This window comes from Alteromonas ulvae, assembly GCF_048987005.1.
Lineage (GTDB): Bacteria > Pseudomonadota > Gammaproteobacteria > Enterobacterales > Alteromonadaceae > Alteromonas.
In genome coordinates, this window is sequence record NZ_CP185261.1 from 631,525 (window position 1) to 650,546 (window position 19,022).

The following is a 19,022-nucleotide window of genomic DNA, read 5'->3' on the forward strand; positions in this document are numbered from 1 at the left end:
GCGCTTGTTATGCATTTATTCTAAAATTATTATTAGTTCTTTTTTACTTCAAATAATCAGAAACTTTTAGACTATTGTTACTCAGCTAAAAAAAGGTGGTTTTTTAACATCACCTTCTTCAAACTTTATGGTTTTTAGACTAAGTATGATTTTTTAGCTTAAACCGTTCCTATAAATAAAGCCAAATACATGCTCAAGTATTTGTTTCTGTATTGCCTTTCGATCGACACCTTCTCTATCCTTACACAAAAATACGCCTTTTACTTCCCTGTCAGAGTCGCATTTATCAATGTATACGAAATGACCAGCCCCTTGTTCAATGCCTACTAAATCCGCACCTTGAATATGGTTTGCATAATATTTGGAATGTGTGCTGTACGGCAGAAAGTCATTTTCTAAGGAGCCAATAACTAAGGCAGGAATCTTTATACTTTCTAGACTTTGTTCACTAACCGCATGGCCTAAGGCCGGATCTAAAGCAATAACAGCTGCAACTCGCTCGTCTCGCATTTGCTCTTGTAACAAACCAATTTTCGTTAACATTTCTTCAGTCATTGGTTTACGCTTACTTTGCTGACCATAGTTACAGCCTTTATCATCCTTTGCCTTTCCTGACGCGCAATAGGCTTCCGACTTACCCGCTTCTAAATTAGCGCCTGCCATTGCTAGAGACGTGAATCCGCCTGACGAATGACCAAGCATTATTACCTTGTTAGTTTTAACTGAGGTGTTAAATAGCCCCTCTTTAGATAAACTATCGATAGCAAAGCTTACATCTTGTGGGCGTTGCCAGAAGCGCATAGCCGAACTCGGATCAATGTTCTTAGCCCCATAAACCCAGGACTCACCAAAATGGGCTACCCCTGCAACAACCCAGCCTTGCGAAGCTAATGCATAGCCCAGCCAGTTCATTTCACGGGGAGAGCCAAAGGCTCCATGCGAGATAATCGCAATGCGGTGACTGCTTTGCTTCGGTGATAAGCAAATAGTGGCTTCACAAGGTTCTGCTCCACCTTGATACCAAAACTTGATTTTAGTTGGTCGATTCGCGTTTTGATTTACAAAGTCGACTTCTTTAGTCTTCAGTTCCATTGCATTGCTAGCGATGGCTTGAGCACTGCTAAAAGAAGTAAGCAACACAAGACCAGTACAGAAAAGTTTAGTTATATTTAGGTTCATAGTTCTCTATTTATTTTTCCTTGAACATTCTATATCGCAAAATATACATGCATTATTTAGCCGCGCTGTGCAGAAAGTGCGTTTTGCCAGAAGAATGTGGCTTCAAGCAGAATGTTAAGCTTTATATTCTGCCAAAACCCGGCTACCGTTAGTCTTCTACCGCAAAATACAATTCCGTCTTAAGTGCTTCAGGATCACTTTCCATAGGATTGTTTAGGTATAGCTGCACAATTTGTTGGTCTTTAAGCTTGATGTTATTTGGCAAAACCCATTGAGAATAAACCTGAGAAATAGTTCGCCACATACAATCGTGTGGACCACTATGCGTGAAGCAGGCCCACCGACCGGCACGCCATTTAAAAGCTTCTAGTTTTTCATGGTGAACGGAGAGGCCGTCGACAAAGCCAGCAAAAAAACGGCTTTCAGTCTGCTCCCCCGTCCACGGGTTATCAACAGAAACGCCAATAGGCTGCAACTCTGCATAACTTAAAGAGTCGGCCATAGCGGTTAGACGACCGTATAGTTCTCCAGCCAACGCGGAGAAAGATTGCTCATTAAAACCTTTACCATAAAAGCCGTACACTTGTTGCTCAGCTAGTGTTTTCCAAACAGGTTCCAATTTTTGGCTAGTTAGCTGTTTTTTAGGTTTTAAGCTGCCAGCACGTTCATTGTTCGGCTGTTTGCCTTGGACTACATCGCTTGGCGTCATAGAGAAGTTCTTTTTAAACGCCCTAGAAAAAGATGAAGGGGAATCATAGCCGACACTAAGAGCGACATCGATAATATTGTGGTTTCCTTGTTTAATTAAGTGCAGTGCCTTTTCAAGTTTATGCCGCTGAATAAACTCACCCAATTGATAACCTGTAGCCGCAAAAAATATGCGGTTAAAATGGTACTTGGAAAAGCCGGTATAACTTGCCAGGCCATCCAAGGTGATAATTTGGTCGCTATTATCGTAAATATACTGCCCAACTTGGTTAATGATTCTTGAATTATTGTTGCTTAAAGTATCTATCACGTATTTTTATCTGATTTCCATAATGTAATTTCGGCCTGCTCAATTGCTTGCCTGTATGCATAACTTTTAAATATGGGGCACAAACAGGCAGGCTACAATGGCGAAGCCGCCTGCTTGTTTGTGTCCCAGCCCGCCTGCGGGCGACATAATTTTTTTGTTAGGTGCTATGGAGCAAAAACAACAAAAGCAGACCTAAGTAAAATAATAAATACACCATAGCCGAGAAGTGAAATAGAACGTCTACGGCGTTTAGGCAAGAGCTCTTTTACAACAACGGAGTCGCCTTTTTTTAAAGACGCTCCCCATATAAAAAACCAATATACACCGAGCGCATAAGAACTAGAACCGATTTGAACGGTGGCATAATGTCGAGGCCAGAACCAAAAGTGCTTAGAGTAAGCAACATTGTCGCCCACCTTAACTTCAAACTTTGTAGTGAGGCGATCGTACGATACGCAAACCTTATTATCAGCTACGATGTGACGATGTTTCTGAAATCTTTCGAAGCTCATATCCCTGTAGCACCTAACTTTAAGCTAAGGGGCGCCTATACGTGGGGCATAATGGCGAAGCCGCCCCGCGTATAGGCGTCCCAGCGACCGAAGGGAGTGGCTTGAGCGTTTTGTTAGGCGTACAACTGAAAGTACGCAGCTCTGCTGCCACCACTAGCCAAATAGACCGCGTATTTAAATAATTGAATTTAAGATAAAACAACCCTGTGCGAAAAGCCAGATGTTAGTGGTAATGCTTGATAAAAGAGCGAGTTTAGAAAACTGGTGATGTTAAATGTTGGCGTTGAGGTGTTAATGAAAAACGCGTTGCTAAAGTCGTTGAAACCACCGAAAAAGTAAGCAGTAAAGACAACCTAGCGATACAACCTTGATGCTGGAATGTCACGTTTGAACCCACATTTTAATGCTGTAAGTAAATGACGCCTAACGCCCCACTTAGGGGCAAATACACGTAGGCTAAAATTGGAGCGAAGCGACTGAGCCTACGTGTATTTGTCCCAGCCCGCTTGCGGGCGACTACAGTGGTTTGTTATGCCTTTTTACCCCAAAAAAGCTCCAGATTGAGAAGGCGACAACAACCATAAACAGCAACGCCCCCGCTGAAGTTGATTTACCCACAAATTCATTTTGTGAATAAATCTGACTACCGTTTATAGATACCTCTACTACTTTGCCAGAAGTTGGTGAATCTTTGAAATAACTAAAGGACACGGATTTACCAATAATTGCGCTTTCTTTATTCCCTGAGCATCCTGTCCGATACGCAAAATCTTTAATAACATGAAATTTTGTCTTATCGCCTTTAACTTGAAAAAATGGCCTTGCATATTTATCGGTAGGACATTCGGCGTAATCAATGCGCTGTGCTAAAAGTGATTCTATTGGTTTCTGTACGGGATCACCGTACATCATTTTTACGGAAAAAACTCCGAGCAAAACTAAAAAGACAACTTTAAAAATGAGAACTAATTTTTTCATTTACCTGAGGCATAACGCCCAAAGCAGCGGCGCGCGTTAGCGCGTCCAGCCCGCAGCGCGATGCTGCCTTTGCTTGTTATGGTGCATAGCCTAGTGGCACCGAAAAGAATAATGCTAGAAAACCAACCATGTAGATGGCAAAGAAAACCAACATAGACTTGCCCAACGTTGCCAGCCCTGAATCATTTAGCTCTCGCCACTCTCTTTTAAAGAGAAACTTCATGAACGTAATATTACTAGAAAGTGAATTGTTCATGATGAGGCTTGGTTTACCCATAGATTCATATTTTTCGGGATGCCTAATTTCCAATATTTTGAATAGTCGGTAGCAAAGGAAAAACCAGATAAATACCGAGCAGAATAAAACTCCGAACATTATTGGGAACACTTCTTTCACTTCATACTCCTTGAACCATAACTTCCCACTAAGGGGCGATAACACATGGGCTAAAATTAGGAACGAAGTGACGCAGCCCATGTGTTAGCGTCCCAGCGAGCAGCGCGAGTACCTTTAGTGGTTTGTTATACGCAATTTTCTATTTATACAGTGATTCACCATACTTATTGTCTTTAAAGTCACCAACCGTAAAGCAGCAACCCACAATTACTATGAGCCACCCAATAATAGGTAGTAACTGAAAGATACCTAACCAACCGAAATTATTAAAATCATGGTATCGTTTTGTCGTTAGGGCAAACAGCGGCCATAATAAGAGTATCGCAATTATTCCTGCCAGTTGTTCATCTAGATAGTAAAAAGGTAGCGTGATTAAAGTTAAGGGTAGCCACCACTTAGTAAACTGAATTCTTCCTATCCTTCCTTTGAAACTAAATAGCAAAGGTAAAACTTCCATTTTCTTTGTTTGATGATTTACTGAAGATTCCATTCATTCCTCTATGCTTGCAATTGCGTATAACTTTAAGCTTTGGGGCGCTAGCACGTGGGCTAAAATCCGAACGAAGTGAGTCAGCCCACGTGTTAGCGTCCCAGCGACCGAAGGGAGTGCCAACAGCGTTTTGTTAGGCGTACAACTGAAAGTACGCAGCTTTGCTGCCACCACTAGCCAAATAGACCGCGTGTTTAAATAATTGAATTTAAGATAAAACAACCCTGTGCGAAAAGCCAGATGTTAACGGTAATGCTGGAAAAAAGAGCGAGTTTAAACAACTGGAAATGCAGCGTGGTGGCGTTGCTGAGTTGATGAAAAGCCCGTTGCTAAAGCCGTTTAAACTACCGAAAAAGTAAGCCGTAAATACAACCTAGCGAAACAGCCTTGATGCTGTAATGTCACTGCTGAGACTACTTTTTAGTGCTGTAAGTAAATGACGCCTAACACTAAGCTTTGGGGCGCTAACATGGGGCTATAATCGCGAAGCGGCCCCGTGTTAGCGTCCCAGCGACCGAAGGGAGTGCCAACAGCGTTTTGTTAGGCGCACAACTGAAAGTACGCAGCTTTGCTGCCACCACTAACCAATTAGCCAGCTTGTTTAAATTATTGAATTTAAGATAAAACAACCCTGTGCGAAAAGCCAGATGTTAACGACATTGCAGGATAAAAGAGCGAGTTTAGAAAGCTGGTGATGTTGAATGTTGGCGTTGCGGTGTTGATGAAAAGCGCGTTGCAAAAGCCGTTAAAACTACTGAGAAAGCAAGCCGTAAAGACAACCTAGCGAAACAACCTTGATGCTGGAATGTCACTTCTGAACCAACATTTTAAAGCTGTAAGTAAATGACGCCTAACTTAAAGCTAAGGGGCGCTAGCGCGTGGGCTAAAATCCGAACGAAGTGAGTCAGCCCGCGTGTTAGCGTCCCAGCGACCGAAGGGAGTGAACTTTAGCGTTTTGTTAGCCGCGCTCATGCCAATACCCCGGTTTTCTATGATTATGCATGATGGCTACGACACTTATCTCCCTGTCTTCTATGATTTTATAGATAATAGAATAAGGGAACCTGCTTAATACAAAGCGTCGGTGAGTTTGCCCCAACTTTGCCCATGCAGATGGCAAAGAGCGAACTGAGTCAATGGCTTCCTTAATCTCCTGGGTGAATTCGTGCCCCAAACCGAGAGATTGTTCTTGATACCAACTAAATGACTCTTTTATTTCCCTTTTGACTTCGGGGTGAAAAGAAACAGGTAGCATCTTTTAATTGAGATCCTTTTCTATCTCTTCCCAACTAATGCTATTTACTACGCCAGACTCTAGTTCCACACTACGAGCTTCGGCGAGCTTTACCCACTCAGACTCAACATCGCTATCAATTTTTGTATCCATAGCAGTTAAAAGACAGTGGGCAGCAAGAGCTTTCTCTTTGGTACTGAGTTGCTCAATATTTTCAAGCATAACTTTTAGTGCGTCAGACATAAAATAACTCCCATTAGTTAAGATTTGATAATACCACTAAAAAAGAGATGTGAAACGTCGGGTTGACAGGTAGCGGCTAACACTAAGCTTTGGGGCGCTAACATGGGGCTATAATCGCGAAGCGGCCCCGTGTTAGCGTCCCAGCGACCGGAGGGAGTGCCAACAGCGTTTTGTTAGGCGTACAACAGAAAGTACGCAGCTTTGCTGCCACCGCTAGCCAATTAGACCGCGTGTTTAAATTATTGAATTTAAGATAAAACAACCCTGTGCGAAATGCCAGATGTTAACGACATTGCTGGATAAAAGAGCGAGTTTAGAAAGCTGGTGATGCAGAATGTTGGCGTTGCGATGTTGATGAAAAGCCCGTTGCTAAAGCCGTTGAAACTACCGAAAAAAGTAAGCCGTAAAGACAACCTAGCGAAATAACCTTGATGCTGGAATATCACGGTTGAACCCACTTTTTAATGCTGTAAGTAAATGACGCCTAACATTAAGCTAAGCGGCGCAGTTGCGTGGGGCATAATGGCGAAGCCGCCCCGCGTAAATGCGTCCGAGCGACCGAAGGGAGTGGTCTTTAGCGCTTTGTTAGAAGCAGAGCCATTTCCTTTGGTCTGTTTAAAAACTGTTGAAGCCAGCATACGATTGATTGTTAACACAAACAAGCAAAACGACCGTGCAGTGATGTTTTTGATTTGGCTGAAGCTAGCCGCCATCTGAGCTGTCGAGTGTAATGGCGCTTGCTGACTCAAAATAAAAATTTGGTGATAAAGCGCCTATTACACCACCTTTGAATTGAAAGCGGCGGATTTAAACCTACCACAAGCTAGAGCGATGCTAATGAAAATAGGTGAGGGTAGTTGCACTGAGGTTTTTATATAGCCCAACGCAGTTTAGGCTGACGCCTTATAACACTAAGCTTTGGGGCGCTAACATGGGGCTACAATCGCGAAGCGGCCCCGTGTTAGCGTCCCAGCGACCGGAGGGAGTGCCAACAGCGTTTTGTTATGTTTACTTACCATGGCACCCCTTCTAATTCGGCAAATACTGCACAAAGTAACAACAAAATGAAAGGCAAAGCTGATATTAACTTTAGTTTGAGCGTGTTTACATGCCAGCCAACAACCATTGCGATGCTATATGGGATAAACAGAAACAGACCATATAAAACCATGAAAGCAACAATGTACAGATTCTCATGCCGTAAGTCCGCTTCAGGGAGCGCTAAATAGTCGTATATTGAGTATGTGGCAAATAAAAATAGTGGAAGAGCTAAAAGGCTTAAAACTATTAATAAAAACTTAGAGCCTTTCATAAAACATCCTTGTGAACATAACTTTTCAATAACGGGCGCAGGCACGTGGGGCATAATGGCGCAGCCGCCCCGCGTGTAAGCGTCCCAGCGAACGAAGTGAGTGTGTTAATTGGGTTGTTATGTTTTATCATTGAATGCAATAACTTCTATTTCTACTAGATGCCTAGGACTATAAAGACGCCTGACTTCGACTAATGTAGAGCTAGGGTATTGGTTATTAGTGAATTTTTCCTTGCGAACGTTACCCAATTTTTTGAACGCTTCAATATCTGTTGTATATATAACTTGCTTAACAATGTTCTCCATACCTAAATCATTGTCACGTAATGTATTTTCTATTAGAGAATAAATTTCCCTAACTTGTTCTTCCATGGTCGTTTTATCACTAGCGATGCCAGATAAATAGACATTTTTACCTGCAATGACAACTTGAGAATATCCAATTTCTGCTTCCCAAGGGTTGTACATCTTTCTTTTAATTTGGTTATCTGCACTGGTAGGTAAACAGGCCATAGCTAGTGTGCATGTTAGTGTGAGCTTTAAAAGTTGTTTATAAAACATGTGTTCTCTCCCTAGAAACATAACTTCCAAATATGGGGCGCAAATACGTGTGCAATAATGGCGAAGCCGCGCACGTGTTTGCGTCCCAGCGAGCGGCAGCGAGTGCCATAATTTGTTTGTTATATTGCAACATGCTGAAAAAGCGCTTTGAGGCTGAATACTAGAATAATAAATACGAAGCCTACCCCTGCAACCCTTAGAGCTGGTGGCGCATCTGCTTTTATTTTTAGTTGACTGGCAATTCCAAACTCTTCGTTAAGTGAGAAGAGAACTACTTTATCAATACTCCAAATAACAAAAAAACAGTAGACGCTGAGCAAAGAGTAAAACTCAATATTCAAAAAAAGCATCATCAGCATCGTTAACAGCGATGCGGTTTGAATTAACAGTGAAACTTTTTTTACCAAGCTAAATCGTCCTTGCAATATAACTTTCCAATAACGGGCGCAGACATGTGGGGCATAATGGCGAAGCCGCCCCGCGTGTATGCGTCCCAGCGAACGCAGTGAGTGTGTTAATTGGGTTGTTAGCTGCCATTGTTAAATTGAAAAATGATAGCATATACGCTAGCATATAAACCATGAATAAAGTAGTTATTGACACCAGTGTACTTATTAGCGCCCTGATTGGCAAAACAGGGCCAGCCCGAGAAGTGATAAGGCAATGCTTGTTGGGGGATTTAAAGCCGCTGATTAGCACGACCTTATTCTTGGAGTACGAAGCAGTAAGCAAGCGAGACAAAATTAAAGAATTGTGCCCGCTTACCGAGGACGAAGTGAGCGAGTTGCTAGCAGCATTTTTTAGTGTTTGCGTATGGGTTCAGATACATTATTTGTGGCGGCCAAATTTAAAAGATGAAGGCGATAACTTTCTTATAGAGCTTGCATTGGCAGGAAATGCCGAGAGCATTATTACGAATAACCTAAAAGACCTGAAAAATGCGGAATTACAATTTGATGGTTTGAAAGTGTTAGCGCCTGAAGATTATTTGAGAGGAGTTTAATATGTCCACTTTAACTGTACGTCTACCAGACGATAAGTATAATCGATTGAAGGCTTTGGCAGCGCATAAAAAGTTGAGCTTAAATAAATTGATAGAAGAATTGTCTACGCAAGCGATAGCTGAATTTGATACTGAGGTAAGATTTAAGGCGATTGCTGCTACTGGAGACAAAAAGAAAGGTTTGGAACTTCTAGATAAGCTTGATTCACACTTTGGCAGCTAACGCCTAAATATGGGGCACAAACAGGCAGGCTATAATGGCGAAGCCGCCTGCGTGTTTGTGTCCCAGCCCGCCTGCGGGCGACATGATTTTTTTGTTAGGTGCCGACATAGTCCATTAAACCCATTTTATTTTTAAGCCTTTTGGAAAGCGTGTTAAGCTCATTTTCTCTTTCAAAACCTTTACAGCCATGGTCTATTCGAACGGTTTTATCTTGTCCAGCATATTGAAAAGATAATATGCTGAATGGGTTATGAGGCACCATTTTCTTACATTGAGGGTCTACTCCCTCCATATTCATACCATAACTATCTGAAAACAGGGTAAACTGATAGCTATCTAATAGTTGCAGTATTTCTAAAAAAGTATCTGCTGAATTTTCGATTTTAAATGTTCGGCTTACGAAAGTACCATTTTCAATAATAAGCACCGTTGTACCATCACTAAAAATGGTTGCTTTATAATGTTCCCAGGGTTCCTCAAAGCTAGCTGAAGATATTGTAAATGAGTCGTGACTTGGCTGCTCACAAAATACGTTAAACACTACTAGATAGAAAGTTAGAAAGATGAACCTCATTTGAACTCCTTTAGCACCTAACGCTAAGCTTTGGGGCGCTAACATGGGGCTATAATCGCGAAGCGGCCCCGTGTTAGCGTCCCAGCGACCGAAGGGAGTGCCAACAGCGTTTTGTTAGGCATACAACTGAAAGTACGCAGCTTTGCTGCCACCACTAGCCAAATAGACCGCGTGTTTAAATAATTGAATTTAAGATAAAACAACCCTGTGCGAAATGCCAGATGTTAACGGTAATGCTGGAAAAAAGAGCGAGTTTAAACAACTGGAGATGCAGAGTAGTGGTGGCGTTGCTGAGCTGATGAAAAGCCCGTTGCTAAAGCCGTTTAAACTACCGAAAAAGTAAGCCGTAAATACAACCTAGCGAAACAGCCTTGATGCTGTAATATCACTGCTGAGACTACTTTTTAGTGCTGTAAGTAAATGACGCCTAACTTCCAAATATGGGGCGCAAATACGTGTGCAATAATGGCGAAGCCGCGCACGTGTTTGCGTCCCAGCGAGCGGCAGCGAGTGCCATAATTTGTTTGTTAGGTGCGTTCATTTTTAGAGCTCCAAGCCGCTTTTGTCATTTAAACAGCCGACTAAGATACTAAAGCCTTTGAGCTGTTCTGTAACGGATAGGAATCTATTCCCTTTAGAGTCGTAAAGATGGAGTATTTGAGCGCTTGCTACGTGGCGAACTTTTAAAATCGAGCTCCATTGTACACTTGTAAATTTGCTCCCATTATCAATACAGATTCCATTTTCCGATAGAGTGATAACAGCATTCATAAATGGAAGTGTCTTTAAACCATGTATAGTCATGTATAAGCACCCACCGCCTAAAAATGCTGCTGAAAGAAACAGAAGGAATTCATATCTCTGATACCAAACAGGTAAGAATAGGCACCAAATAGAAACTCCCAACATTACGGGTAAAAATACCCATCCTATAATACGTACCCAATAAGGGTGACTTAATTTTAATTCTTCCATGGAAGCACCTAACACTAAGCTAAGGGGCGCTAGCATGTGGGCTAAAATCCGAACGAAGTGAGTCAGCCCACATGTTAGCGTCCCAGCGACCGAAGGGAGTGGCTTGAGCGTTTTGTTAGGCGTACAACTGAAAGTACGCAGCTTTGCTGCCACCACTAGCCAATTAGCCAGCTTGTTTAAATTATTGAATTTAAGATAAAACAACCCTGTGCGAAAAGCCAGATGTTCACGGCAATGCTGGATAAAAGAACGAGTTTAGAAAGCTGATGATGCAGAATGTTGGCGTTGCGATGTTGATGAAAAGGGCGTTGCTAAAGCCGATGAAACTACCGAAAAAGCAAGCCGTAAAGACAACCTAATGAAACAACCTTGATGCTGGAATGTCACGGTTGAACCCACATTTTAATGCTGTAAGTAAATGACGCCTAACTTTAAGCTAAGGGGCGCTAGCATGTGGGCTAAAATCCGAACGAAGTGAGTCAGCCCACATGTTAGCGTCCCAGCGACCGAAGGGAGTGGCTTGAGCGTTTTGTTAGCTGCCCAACTGCGTAATGTGCAACAGTTCACCTACTGGCCCCCATAAATAAAAAACTTTGCCCCAAGATTCTTGTTGTATTGGCGTAATCTTGGATTTGTTTTCCGACTTAGAACATATCTCATACGCATCGTATATGTCTGAAACGCAGATTTGCAACATGAAGTTCTTAGCCATGTCCTCATTGTAAAAGCGCTGCAAAAAGAAAAGGCAATCTCCGTTTTCAAAAAGCGTGAGGTCATCGGTTACGTATTCTGATTTGAATCCAATTTCCGAGTAGAAAGATTTAGAAATCTCGTAATCCTTACTTGGAACAAATGTTTTTATATCCATTACATCCATGAATCTTTCCAAAGGCAGCTAACACTAAGCTTTGGGGCGCTAACATGGGGCTATAATCGCGAAGCGGCCCCGTGTTAGCGTCCCAGCGACCGAAGGGAGTGCCAACAGCGTTTTGTTAGGCATACAACTGAAAGTACGCAGCTTTGCTGCCACCACTAGCCAAAAAGCCCGCGTGTTTAAATAATTGAATTTAAGATAAAACAACCCTGTACGAAAAGCCAGATATTAACGGTAATGCTGGAAAAAAGAGCGAGTTTAAACAACTGGAGATGCAGAGTGGTGGCGTTGCTGAGCTGATGAAAAGCCCGTTGCTAAAGCCGTTTAAACTACCGAAAAAGTAAGCCGTAAAGACAACCTAGCGAAACAACCTTGATGCTGGAATGTCACGGTTGAACCCACTTTTTAGTGCTGTAAGTAAATGACGCCTAACTTTAAGCTAAGGGGCGCTAGCATGTGGGCTAAAATCCGAACGAAGTGAGTCAGCCCACATGTTAGCGTCCCAGCGACCGAAGGGAGTGGCTTGAGCGTTTTGTTAGGCGTACAACTGAAAGTACGCAGCTTTGCTGCCACCACTAGCCAACTAGGCCGCGCGTTTAAATTATTGAATTTAAGATAAAACAACCCTGTGCGAAAAGCCAGATGTTAACGGTAATGCTGGAAAAAAGAGCGCGTTTAAAAAACTGGTGATGTTGAATGTTAGCGTTGCGATGTTGATGAAAAGGGCGTTGCTAAAGCCGATGAAACTACAGAAAAAGCAAGCCGTAAAGACAACCTAATGAAACAACCTTGATGCTGGAATGTCACTTCTGAACCAACATTTAATGCTGTAAGTAAATGACGCCTAACACTAAGCTTTGGGGCGCTAACATGGGGCTATAATCGCGAAGCGGCCCCGTGTTAGCGTCCCAGCGACCGGAGGGAGTGCCAACAGCGTTTTGTTAGGCGTACAACAGAAAGTACGCAGCTTTGCTGCCACCGCTAGCCAATTAGACCGCGTGTTTAAATTATTGAATTTAAGATAAAACAACCCTGTGCGAAATGCCAGATGTTAACGACATTGCTGGATAAAAGAGCGAGTTTAGAAAGCTGGTGATGCAGAATGTTGGCGTTGCGATGTTGATGAAAAGCCCGTTGCTAAAGCCGTTGAAACTACCGAAAAAAGTAAGCCGTAAAGACAACCTAGCGAAATAACCTTGATGCTGGAATATCACGGTTGAACCCACTTTTTAATGCTGTAAGTAAATGACGCCTAACTTTAAGCTAAGGGGCGCTAGCATGTGGGCTAAAATCCGAACGAAGTGAGTCAGCCCACATGTTAGCGTCCCAGCGACCGAAGGGAGTGGCTTGAGCGTTTTGTTAGGCGTACAACTGAAAGTACGCAGCTTTGCTGCCACCACTAGCCAAATAGACCGCGTGTTTAAATTATTGAATTTAAGATAAAACAACCCTGTGCGAAATGCCAGATGTTAACGCTAATGCTGGACAAAAGAGCGAGTTTAGAAAACTGGTAATGTTGAATGTTAGCGTTGCGATGTTGATGAAAAGGGCGTTGCTAAAGCCGATGAAACTACCGAAAAAGCAAGCCGTAAAGACAACCTAATGAAACAACCTTGATGCTGGAATGTCACTTCTGAACCAACATTTTAATGCTGTAAGTAAATGACGCCTAACACCCACATAAGGGGCAGTAACACGTGGGCTAAAATCCGAGCGAAGCGACAGAGCCCACGTGTTACTGTCCCAGGGAGCTTGCGACCGACTTAATGTGATTGTTATAACTCAAGTATAAAATCGGCCCCGAAATATAAAACAGCCAGCAAAGAACCAGCCAATACAAATATACCAAAATAAACTTCACGTTCAGAACCACTCAACGTCAAGCTAATTTCTCTTTCTCGTACACTTTTAAAGTTAGCAACTTCAGACATTCCGGCGAACACCCACTGAACGGCAACGAAATATGCTGATAAAAACAGCGAAAGAAGGAACCAAATAAATGACCCTTGTTCAATGGCAACTGGTATAGATAAACCCAGAGCTACACCACTTATTACTGCGGCAAAATTGAAACCAATAGCGGCAATAGATGTCGCGGCCCAAGCGAGCAAATTTTGCAAGCGATCAATGTAATTAAAATAACACTTGACACCTACAATCACTATTCCGATTAGAAGAGCTAAATGAAGGCCGTCTAGTTGTATGAATTCGAAAATAGCATTCTTAAGTTTGTCACCTAACTCTTTCGATTCAAATACTAGTACCCCCAACCCTAAGAACAAACTGCAAAGTGCAGGAACCAATGAGTATTCAATACTTAACTTAAAAAAGTTTTTTGAATCTATCGAAGAGAAAGTATGCAAGAAAATACCTATATAGTTAAACGTTACATTTGGGTTATAACTTTAAGCTAAGGGGCGCTAGCATGTGGGCTAAAATCCGAACGAAGTGAGTCAGCCCACATGTTAGCGTCCCAGCGACCGAAGGGAGTGGCTTGAGCGTTTTGTTAGCTGCCCAACTGCGTAATGTGCAACAGTTCACCTACTGGCCCCCATAAATAAAAAACTTTGCCCCAAGATTCTTGTTGTATTGGCGTAATCTTGGATTTGTTTTCCGACTTAGAACATATCTCATACGCATCGTATATGTCTGAAACGCAGATTTGCAACATGAAGTTCTTAGCCATGTCCTCATTGTAAAAGCGCTGCAAAAAGAAAAGGCAATCTCCGTTTTCAAAAAGCGTGAGGTCATCGGTTACGTATTCTGATTTGAATCCAATTTCCGAGTAGAAAGATTTAGAAATCTCGTAATCCTTACTTGGAACAAATGTTTTTATATCCATTACATCCATGAATCTTTCCAAAGGCAGCTAACACCCCGCTTAGGGGCAAAAATACGTGGGCTATAATATCGAGCGTAGCGAGGACAGCCCACGTGTTTTTGTCCCAGCAAGCTCCGCTTGCGTCTACAGAGGTTTGTTATACCGCCTACACTACACCTTGCTCAAAGTTGGCTAATGTCGCGATTTGATTAACCCACTGAAGTTGTGACTCACAATAAATATTGATTGCTGGTTTAAGAGCCGGTGCGTTGTCTAGTGAACCTAAATATAAAATCATTAGGCCAGCAAGTTTAGGATTTTGATTGTATATTGGCGTACCACAACGATCGCAGAAACTTTTGGATGCGTTTTCTGATACTTGCACTGTTTTCAATACACCACTATTTAAAATAAAGCCTTCTTCAGCAACAACTACATATGATGAAAATGCACTTCCATTCATTTTGCGGCAAAGATTACAGTGGCAATTAACGATAGCTCTGATCTCATCCGATGAACTAAATTGAACACTCATACAGTTACAACTTCCTTCCATGAAACATCCTCTAAGATAAACTAGCGGTATAACTTTAAGCTAAGGGGCGCAGATACGTGGGGCATAATGGCGAAGCCGCCCCACGTATAGGCGTCCCAGCGACCGAAGGGAGTGGCTTGAGCGTTTTGTTAGGCGTACAACTGAAAGTACGCAGCTTTGCTGCCACCACTAGCCCATTAGCCAGCGTGTTTAAATTGTTGAATTTAAGATAAAACAACCCTGTGCGAAAAGCCAGATGTTAACGGCATTGCTGGATAAAAGAACGAGTTCAGAAAGCTGAAGATGCAGAATGTTGGCGTTTCGATGTCGATGAAAAGCGCGTTGCTAAAGTCGTTTAAACTACCGAAAAAGTAAGCAGTAAAGACAACCTAGTGAAACAGCCTTGATGCTGAAATGTCACTTCTGAACCCACATTTTAATGCTGTAAGTGAATGACGCCTAACGCCCTGTTAACAGGCAATAAAATAGTTGGCTAAAATTAGCGACGAAGGAGCAAAAGCCAACTGTTTTTTGTCCTTGTTTAACAGCTTGTTAGTTGTACGTTACATTATTAGTGAAAAAGCTTTGTTGCCATTTTTCTGGATTTAACTATTTCACTTTCAGTAAATTGGATCATATTAAATCGTTTGTTACGACGCATATTATTACCACCTCCCCTCATAAGGAAAATATCCTTTTCTGTATTATGAGGCAAACCTAAAAAGTGCCCGAACTCGTGCGCTAATGTAGCAGGGTTTAAAGGTTTTTTACCACGAGACGGCCATACTACTTTGGGTTTTGAGCTTTTAAAATATACGCCTCCACTATTATTTGACATTTGACCTACTACGCAAAGATTTAGGACACCTTTACTTTGTTTAGGAATATCGCAGACTCCCCTCATGACCTTCATATTTCTATCATTTCTTTTTCTCGCTGCGACATACTGGTTCTCATTAGAAGCTTTCAAATTGACTATAGATTCTATTTCAAAGTGTATACCTGCTTGTCGCCATATGAGGTTTACTATATTAAAAACATCTACTGCTTCATTATGAGATATTTTAGCATTCAGGTTTTGTGCATTACTCGATTTTAATACATGAATTCGAACAGGTATTGATTTGAAATCATCATCCGCAAATAATTTTGGATTAGTAATTTCAGTTGACTGCGCATTATTTGTAGCATTACATGCTGATAATAACGATGTTAATAAAAATATTAATATTCTCAAGTGATTGATACTCCATGTACAACTAACGGCCCGCATAACGGGCAAAAGCACGTAGGCTAAAATAACGAGCAAAGCGAGGGAGCCTACGTGTTTTTGTCCCAGCGAGCTTGCGAGCGAGTTTATGCGATTGTTAGGTCTCAACTTTTAGCTGCAATTATTTCATCTATCTTGGAAAAAATGTTTCGCATAATTTCGCGAGCCAGACCGGGAGCTAATTTTTCGATTATTATGTTTCTATCTTCTTTAGTTTTTTCCTGAAGCAACATGGTCAATTGTACTGCTAACGGCTCGACTCCTTCCTTAAGCAACTGACTTGCTTTTTCATTTGATTGTTCGGCAATTTTTCCCAATTGCGTTGCAGCATCCAGTAGTTCCTCATACTCCTTTGACTCAAAGGAGGCGTGAGCTTTTTGTACTTGTTTTTGCTCTGCTTCTACGGCCAACCTCACAGATTGCTCGATTTTTTCTACTGAAAATGACTCTGCGTACTTAAGAGCAGTATCAACAACCTTCTTTTGACTATCTATGGCTGTTGATTGCTGAGAAATTAAGCCCTTTGTCTCATTAATAACTTTTTCTTGTTGTGAAATCCTTTCGACTAGCAATTTATTTCTATTCTTTTGGTAGAAAAAAATTATTAGTAGAATAATAGTATTTAATAGTGGTAAGTACTCTTTAAAATTTTCCAAAACTACCTCCGTTGTATGTATGGACCTAACACTAAGCTTTGGGGCGCTAACATGGGGCTATAATCGCGAAGCGGCCCCGTGTTAGCGTCCCAGCGACCGGAGGGAGTGCCAACAGCGTTTTGTTAGGCGTACAACTGAAAGTACGCAGCTTTGCTGCCACCGCTAGCCAATTAGACCGCGTGTTTAAATTATTGAATTTAAGATAAAACAACCCTGTGCGAAATGCCAGATGTTAACGACATTGCTGGATAAAAGAGCGAGTTTAGAAAGCTGGTGATGCAGAATGTTGGCGTTGCGATGTTGATGAAAAGCCCGTTGCTAAAGCCGTTTAAACTACCGAAAAAAGTAAGCCGTAAAGACAACCTAGCGAAATAACCTTGATGCTGGAATGTCACAACTGAACCAACATTTTAATGCTGTAAGTAAATGACGCCTAACGCCAAGCTTTGGGGCGCTAGCACGTGGGCTAAAATCCGAGCGAAGCGAGTCAGCCCACGTGTTAGCGTCCCAGCGACCGGAGGGAGTGCCAACAGCGTTTTGTTAGGCGTACAACTGAAAGTACGCAGCTTTGCTGCCACCACTAGCCAATTAGACCGCGTGTTTAAACTATTGAGTTTAAGATAAAACAACCTTGTGCGAAATGCCAGATGTTCACGGAAATGCTGGATAAAAGAACGAGTTTAGAAAGCTGATGATGCAGAATGTTGGCGTTGCGATGTTGATGAAAAGGGCGTTGCTAAAGCCGATGAAACTACCGAAAAAGCAAGCCGTAAAGACAACCTAATGAAACAACCTTGATGCTGGAATGTCACGGTTGAACCCACATTTTAATGCTGTAAGTAAATGACGCCTAACACTAAGCTAACGGGCAAATGCGTGGGGCGAAAATGGCGAAGCCGCCCCGCGTATTTGTCCCAGTGACCGCAGGGAACGAGTTTAGCGTTTTGTTAGGCATGTTGCACCACAGGCCAATAAATGGCGAGAACCGAAAAAACAACAAAAAGTACTGAACATGCATAACCCAATAAAGCCGCTTTTACAGCAGCACGATTGAACGTAAGGGAACGTTTGATACTGGGCTTTAATGAGAATACAAACAGAACAATCAACGCGCCAGTAATAACAAACCAATAATCGAAAGTGGGAAAAACCCAAGATAACCAAAATGGTAACTCTGTTTCGAAGTTCTCCTGAATTTCTTGAAACTGAGTTAGAACATAATTAAGCCCCAAAGATACGCCACCAACTACTAACGCAGCAGTTATCAACAGAGTGCTTATTTGTTTATTTAAACCTTCCATGTTTTCTCCAAATGCCTAACTTTCCAATAACGGGCGCAGACATGTGGGGCATAATGGCGAAGCCGCCCCGCGTGTATGCGTCCCAGCGAACGCAGTGAGTGTGTTAATTGGGTTGTTAGCTGCCATTGTTAAATTGAAAAATGATAGCATATACGCTAGCATGTAAACCATGAATAAAGTAGTTATTGACACCAGTGTACTTATTAGCGCCCTGATTGGCAAAACAGGGCCAGCCCGAGAAGTGATAAGGCAATGCTTGTTGGGGGATTTAAAGCCGCTGATTAGCACGACCTTATTCTTGGAGTACGAAGCAGTAAGCAAGCGAGACAAAATTAAAGAATTGTGCCCGCTTACCGAGGACGAAGTGAGCGAGTTGCTAGCAGCATTTTTTAGTGTTTGCGTATGGGTTCAGATACATTATTTGTGGCGGCCAAATTTAAAAGATGAAGGCGATAACTTTCTTATAGAGCTTGCATTGGCAGGAAATGCCGAGAGCATTATTACGAATAACCTAAAAGACCTGAAAAATGCGGAATTACAATTTGATGGTTTGAAAGTGTTAGCGCCTGAAGATTATTTGAGAGGAGTTTAATATGTCCACTTTAACTGTACGTCTACCAGACGATAAGCATAATCGATTGAAGGCTTTGGCAGCGCATAAAAAGTTGAGCTTAAATAAATTGATAGAAGAATTGTCTACGCAAGCGATAGCTGAATTTGATACTGAGGTAAGATTTAAGGCGATTGCTGCTACTGGAGACAAAAAGAAAGGTTTGGAACTTCTAGATAAGCTTGATTCACACTTTGGCAGCTAACGGCCCGCATAACGGGCAAAAATACGTAGGCTACAATACCAAGCGAAGCGC

Annotated in this window: 23 protein-coding genes; 4 read left to right on the forward strand and 19 right to left on the reverse strand. The window is 42.1% G+C overall.

Annotated features, from left to right (window positions below; genetic code table 11):
* Positions 1–153: 153 nt before the first annotated feature.
* From ACOJR9_RS02755 to ACOJR9_RS02800, 10 genes are all read right to left on the reverse strand, one after another.
* Positions 154–1,179 (reverse strand): alpha/beta hydrolase family protein, encoded by a 1,026-nt coding sequence (locus tag ACOJR9_RS02755; RefSeq protein WP_420934883.1) that lies wholly within the window; start codon positions 1,177–1,179, stop codon positions 154–156.
* Between the two features lie 148 nt (positions 1,180–1,327).
* On the reverse strand, positions 1,328–2,197 hold the full coding sequence (locus ACOJR9_RS02760; RefSeq protein ID WP_420934884.1) for a helix-turn-helix domain-containing protein: 870 nt from the start codon (positions 2,195–2,197) through the stop codon (positions 1,328–1,330).
* A gap of 1,028 nt (positions 2,198–3,225) precedes the next feature.
* Positions 3,226–3,687, reverse strand: coding sequence for a hypothetical protein (locus ACOJR9_RS02765; protein WP_420934885.1), 462 nt, complete (start codon positions 3,685–3,687; stop codon positions 3,226–3,228).
* Between the two features lie 76 nt (positions 3,688–3,763).
* Positions 3,764–4,084 carry a hypothetical protein gene (locus ACOJR9_RS02770; protein WP_420934855.1) on the reverse strand — a complete coding sequence of 107 codons (321 nt, stop codon included), beginning with the start codon at positions 4,082–4,084 and terminating at the stop codon, positions 3,764–3,766.
* A 139-nt stretch (positions 4,085–4,223) separates the two neighbouring features.
* Positions 4,224–4,574: a DUF805 domain-containing protein gene (locus tag ACOJR9_RS02775; RefSeq protein WP_420934886.1), complete on the reverse strand. Its 351-nt coding sequence runs from the start codon at positions 4,572–4,574 to the stop codon at positions 4,224–4,226.
* 958 nt (positions 4,575–5,532) lie between these two features.
* Positions 5,533–5,829 (reverse strand): type II toxin-antitoxin system RelE/ParE family toxin, encoded by a 297-nt coding sequence (locus tag ACOJR9_RS02780; RefSeq protein ID WP_287010083.1) that lies wholly within the window; start codon positions 5,827–5,829, stop codon positions 5,533–5,535.
* A 3-nt stretch (positions 5,830–5,832) separates the two neighbouring features.
* A complete protein-coding gene (locus ACOJR9_RS02785) occupies positions 5,833–6,051 on the reverse strand; it encodes an addiction module protein (RefSeq protein WP_305444378.1) in 219 nt (72 codons plus the stop codon).
* A 1,012-nt stretch (positions 6,052–7,063) separates the two neighbouring features.
* Positions 7,064–7,363, reverse strand: coding sequence for a hypothetical protein (locus tag ACOJR9_RS02790; protein ID WP_420934887.1), 300 nt, complete (start codon positions 7,361–7,363; stop codon positions 7,064–7,066).
* A gap of 117 nt (positions 7,364–7,480) precedes the next feature.
* Positions 7,481–7,924, reverse strand: coding sequence for a Rid family hydrolase (locus ACOJR9_RS02795; RefSeq protein ID WP_420934877.1), 444 nt, complete (start codon positions 7,922–7,924; stop codon positions 7,481–7,483).
* 119 nt (positions 7,925–8,043) lie between these two features.
* Positions 8,044–8,331 carry a hypothetical protein gene (locus ACOJR9_RS02800; RefSeq protein ID WP_420934888.1) on the reverse strand — a complete coding sequence of 96 codons (288 nt, stop codon included), beginning with the start codon at positions 8,329–8,331 and terminating at the stop codon, positions 8,044–8,046.
* 173 nt (positions 8,332–8,504) lie between these two features.
* On the opposite strand from ACOJR9_RS02800, the gene ACOJR9_RS02805 reads away from it, so the two are divergent.
* Together ACOJR9_RS02805 and ACOJR9_RS02810 are read left to right on the forward strand one after the other, a co-directional pair.
* The gene (locus ACOJR9_RS02805; RefSeq protein ID WP_420934863.1) at positions 8,505–8,927 is read left to right on the forward strand and encodes a putative toxin-antitoxin system toxin component, PIN family; all 423 of its coding nucleotides are present in this window, start codon (positions 8,505–8,507) and stop codon (positions 8,925–8,927) included.
* 1 nt (position 8,928) lies between these two features.
* On the forward strand, positions 8,929–9,150 hold the full coding sequence (locus ACOJR9_RS02810) for a toxin-antitoxin system HicB family antitoxin (protein ID WP_420934889.1): 222 nt from the start codon (positions 8,929–8,931) through the stop codon (positions 9,148–9,150).
* Positions 9,151–9,244: 94 nt separating this feature from the next.
* Here the strand turns inward: ACOJR9_RS02810 and ACOJR9_RS02815 are convergent, their stop codons facing one another.
* From ACOJR9_RS02815 to ACOJR9_RS02855, 9 genes are all read right to left on the reverse strand, one after another.
* The gene (locus ACOJR9_RS02815) at positions 9,245–9,724 is read right to left on the reverse strand and encodes a hypothetical protein (RefSeq protein ID WP_420934890.1); all 480 of its coding nucleotides are present in this window, start codon (positions 9,722–9,724) and stop codon (positions 9,245–9,247) included.
* 543 nt (positions 9,725–10,267) lie between these two features.
* Complete coding sequence (locus ACOJR9_RS02820; RefSeq protein ID WP_420934891.1) at positions 10,268–10,699, reverse strand: hypothetical protein; 432 nt, start codon at positions 10,697–10,699, stop codon at positions 10,268–10,270.
* A 532-nt stretch (positions 10,700–11,231) separates the two neighbouring features.
* Positions 11,232–11,576 (reverse strand): lactoylglutathione lyase, encoded by a 345-nt coding sequence (locus ACOJR9_RS02825; protein ID WP_420934892.1) that lies wholly within the window; start codon positions 11,574–11,576, stop codon positions 11,232–11,234.
* Between the two features lie 1,772 nt (positions 11,577–13,348).
* The gene (locus ACOJR9_RS02830) at positions 13,349–13,936 is read right to left on the reverse strand and encodes a hypothetical protein (protein WP_420934893.1); all 588 of its coding nucleotides are present in this window, start codon (positions 13,934–13,936) and stop codon (positions 13,349–13,351) included.
* A gap of 143 nt (positions 13,937–14,079) precedes the next feature.
* A complete protein-coding gene (locus ACOJR9_RS02835; RefSeq protein ID WP_420934892.1) occupies positions 14,080–14,424 on the reverse strand; it encodes a lactoylglutathione lyase in 345 nt (114 codons plus the stop codon).
* Between the two features lie 136 nt (positions 14,425–14,560).
* Positions 14,561–14,929, reverse strand: a complete 369-nt coding sequence (locus ACOJR9_RS02840; RefSeq protein WP_420934894.1) for a GFA family protein — start codon at positions 14,927–14,929, stop codon at positions 14,561–14,563.
* 571 nt (positions 14,930–15,500) lie between these two features.
* On the reverse strand, positions 15,501–16,166 hold the full coding sequence (locus ACOJR9_RS02845; RefSeq protein WP_420934895.1) for a zinc-dependent metalloprotease family protein: 666 nt from the start codon (positions 16,164–16,166) through the stop codon (positions 15,501–15,503).
* Between the two features lie 137 nt (positions 16,167–16,303).
* Positions 16,304–16,855 carry a hypothetical protein gene (locus ACOJR9_RS02850; protein WP_420934896.1) on the reverse strand — a complete coding sequence of 184 codons (552 nt, stop codon included), beginning with the start codon at positions 16,853–16,855 and terminating at the stop codon, positions 16,304–16,306.
* Positions 16,856–17,802: 947 nt separating this feature from the next.
* On the reverse strand, positions 17,803–18,156 hold the full coding sequence (locus ACOJR9_RS02855; protein WP_420934897.1) for a hypothetical protein: 354 nt from the start codon (positions 18,154–18,156) through the stop codon (positions 17,803–17,805).
* A 169-nt stretch (positions 18,157–18,325) separates the two neighbouring features.
* On the opposite strand from ACOJR9_RS02855, the gene ACOJR9_RS02860 reads away from it, so the two are divergent.
* Together ACOJR9_RS02860 and ACOJR9_RS02865 are read left to right on the forward strand one after the other, a co-directional pair.
* Positions 18,326–18,748, forward strand: coding sequence for a putative toxin-antitoxin system toxin component, PIN family (locus tag ACOJR9_RS02860; protein ID WP_420934863.1), 423 nt, complete (start codon positions 18,326–18,328; stop codon positions 18,746–18,748).
* Position 18,749: 1 nt separating this feature from the next.
* Positions 18,750–18,971: a toxin-antitoxin system HicB family antitoxin gene (locus ACOJR9_RS02865; protein WP_012517112.1), complete on the forward strand. Its 222-nt coding sequence runs from the start codon at positions 18,750–18,752 to the stop codon at positions 18,969–18,971.
* Positions 18,972–19,022 lie beyond the last annotated feature (51 nt).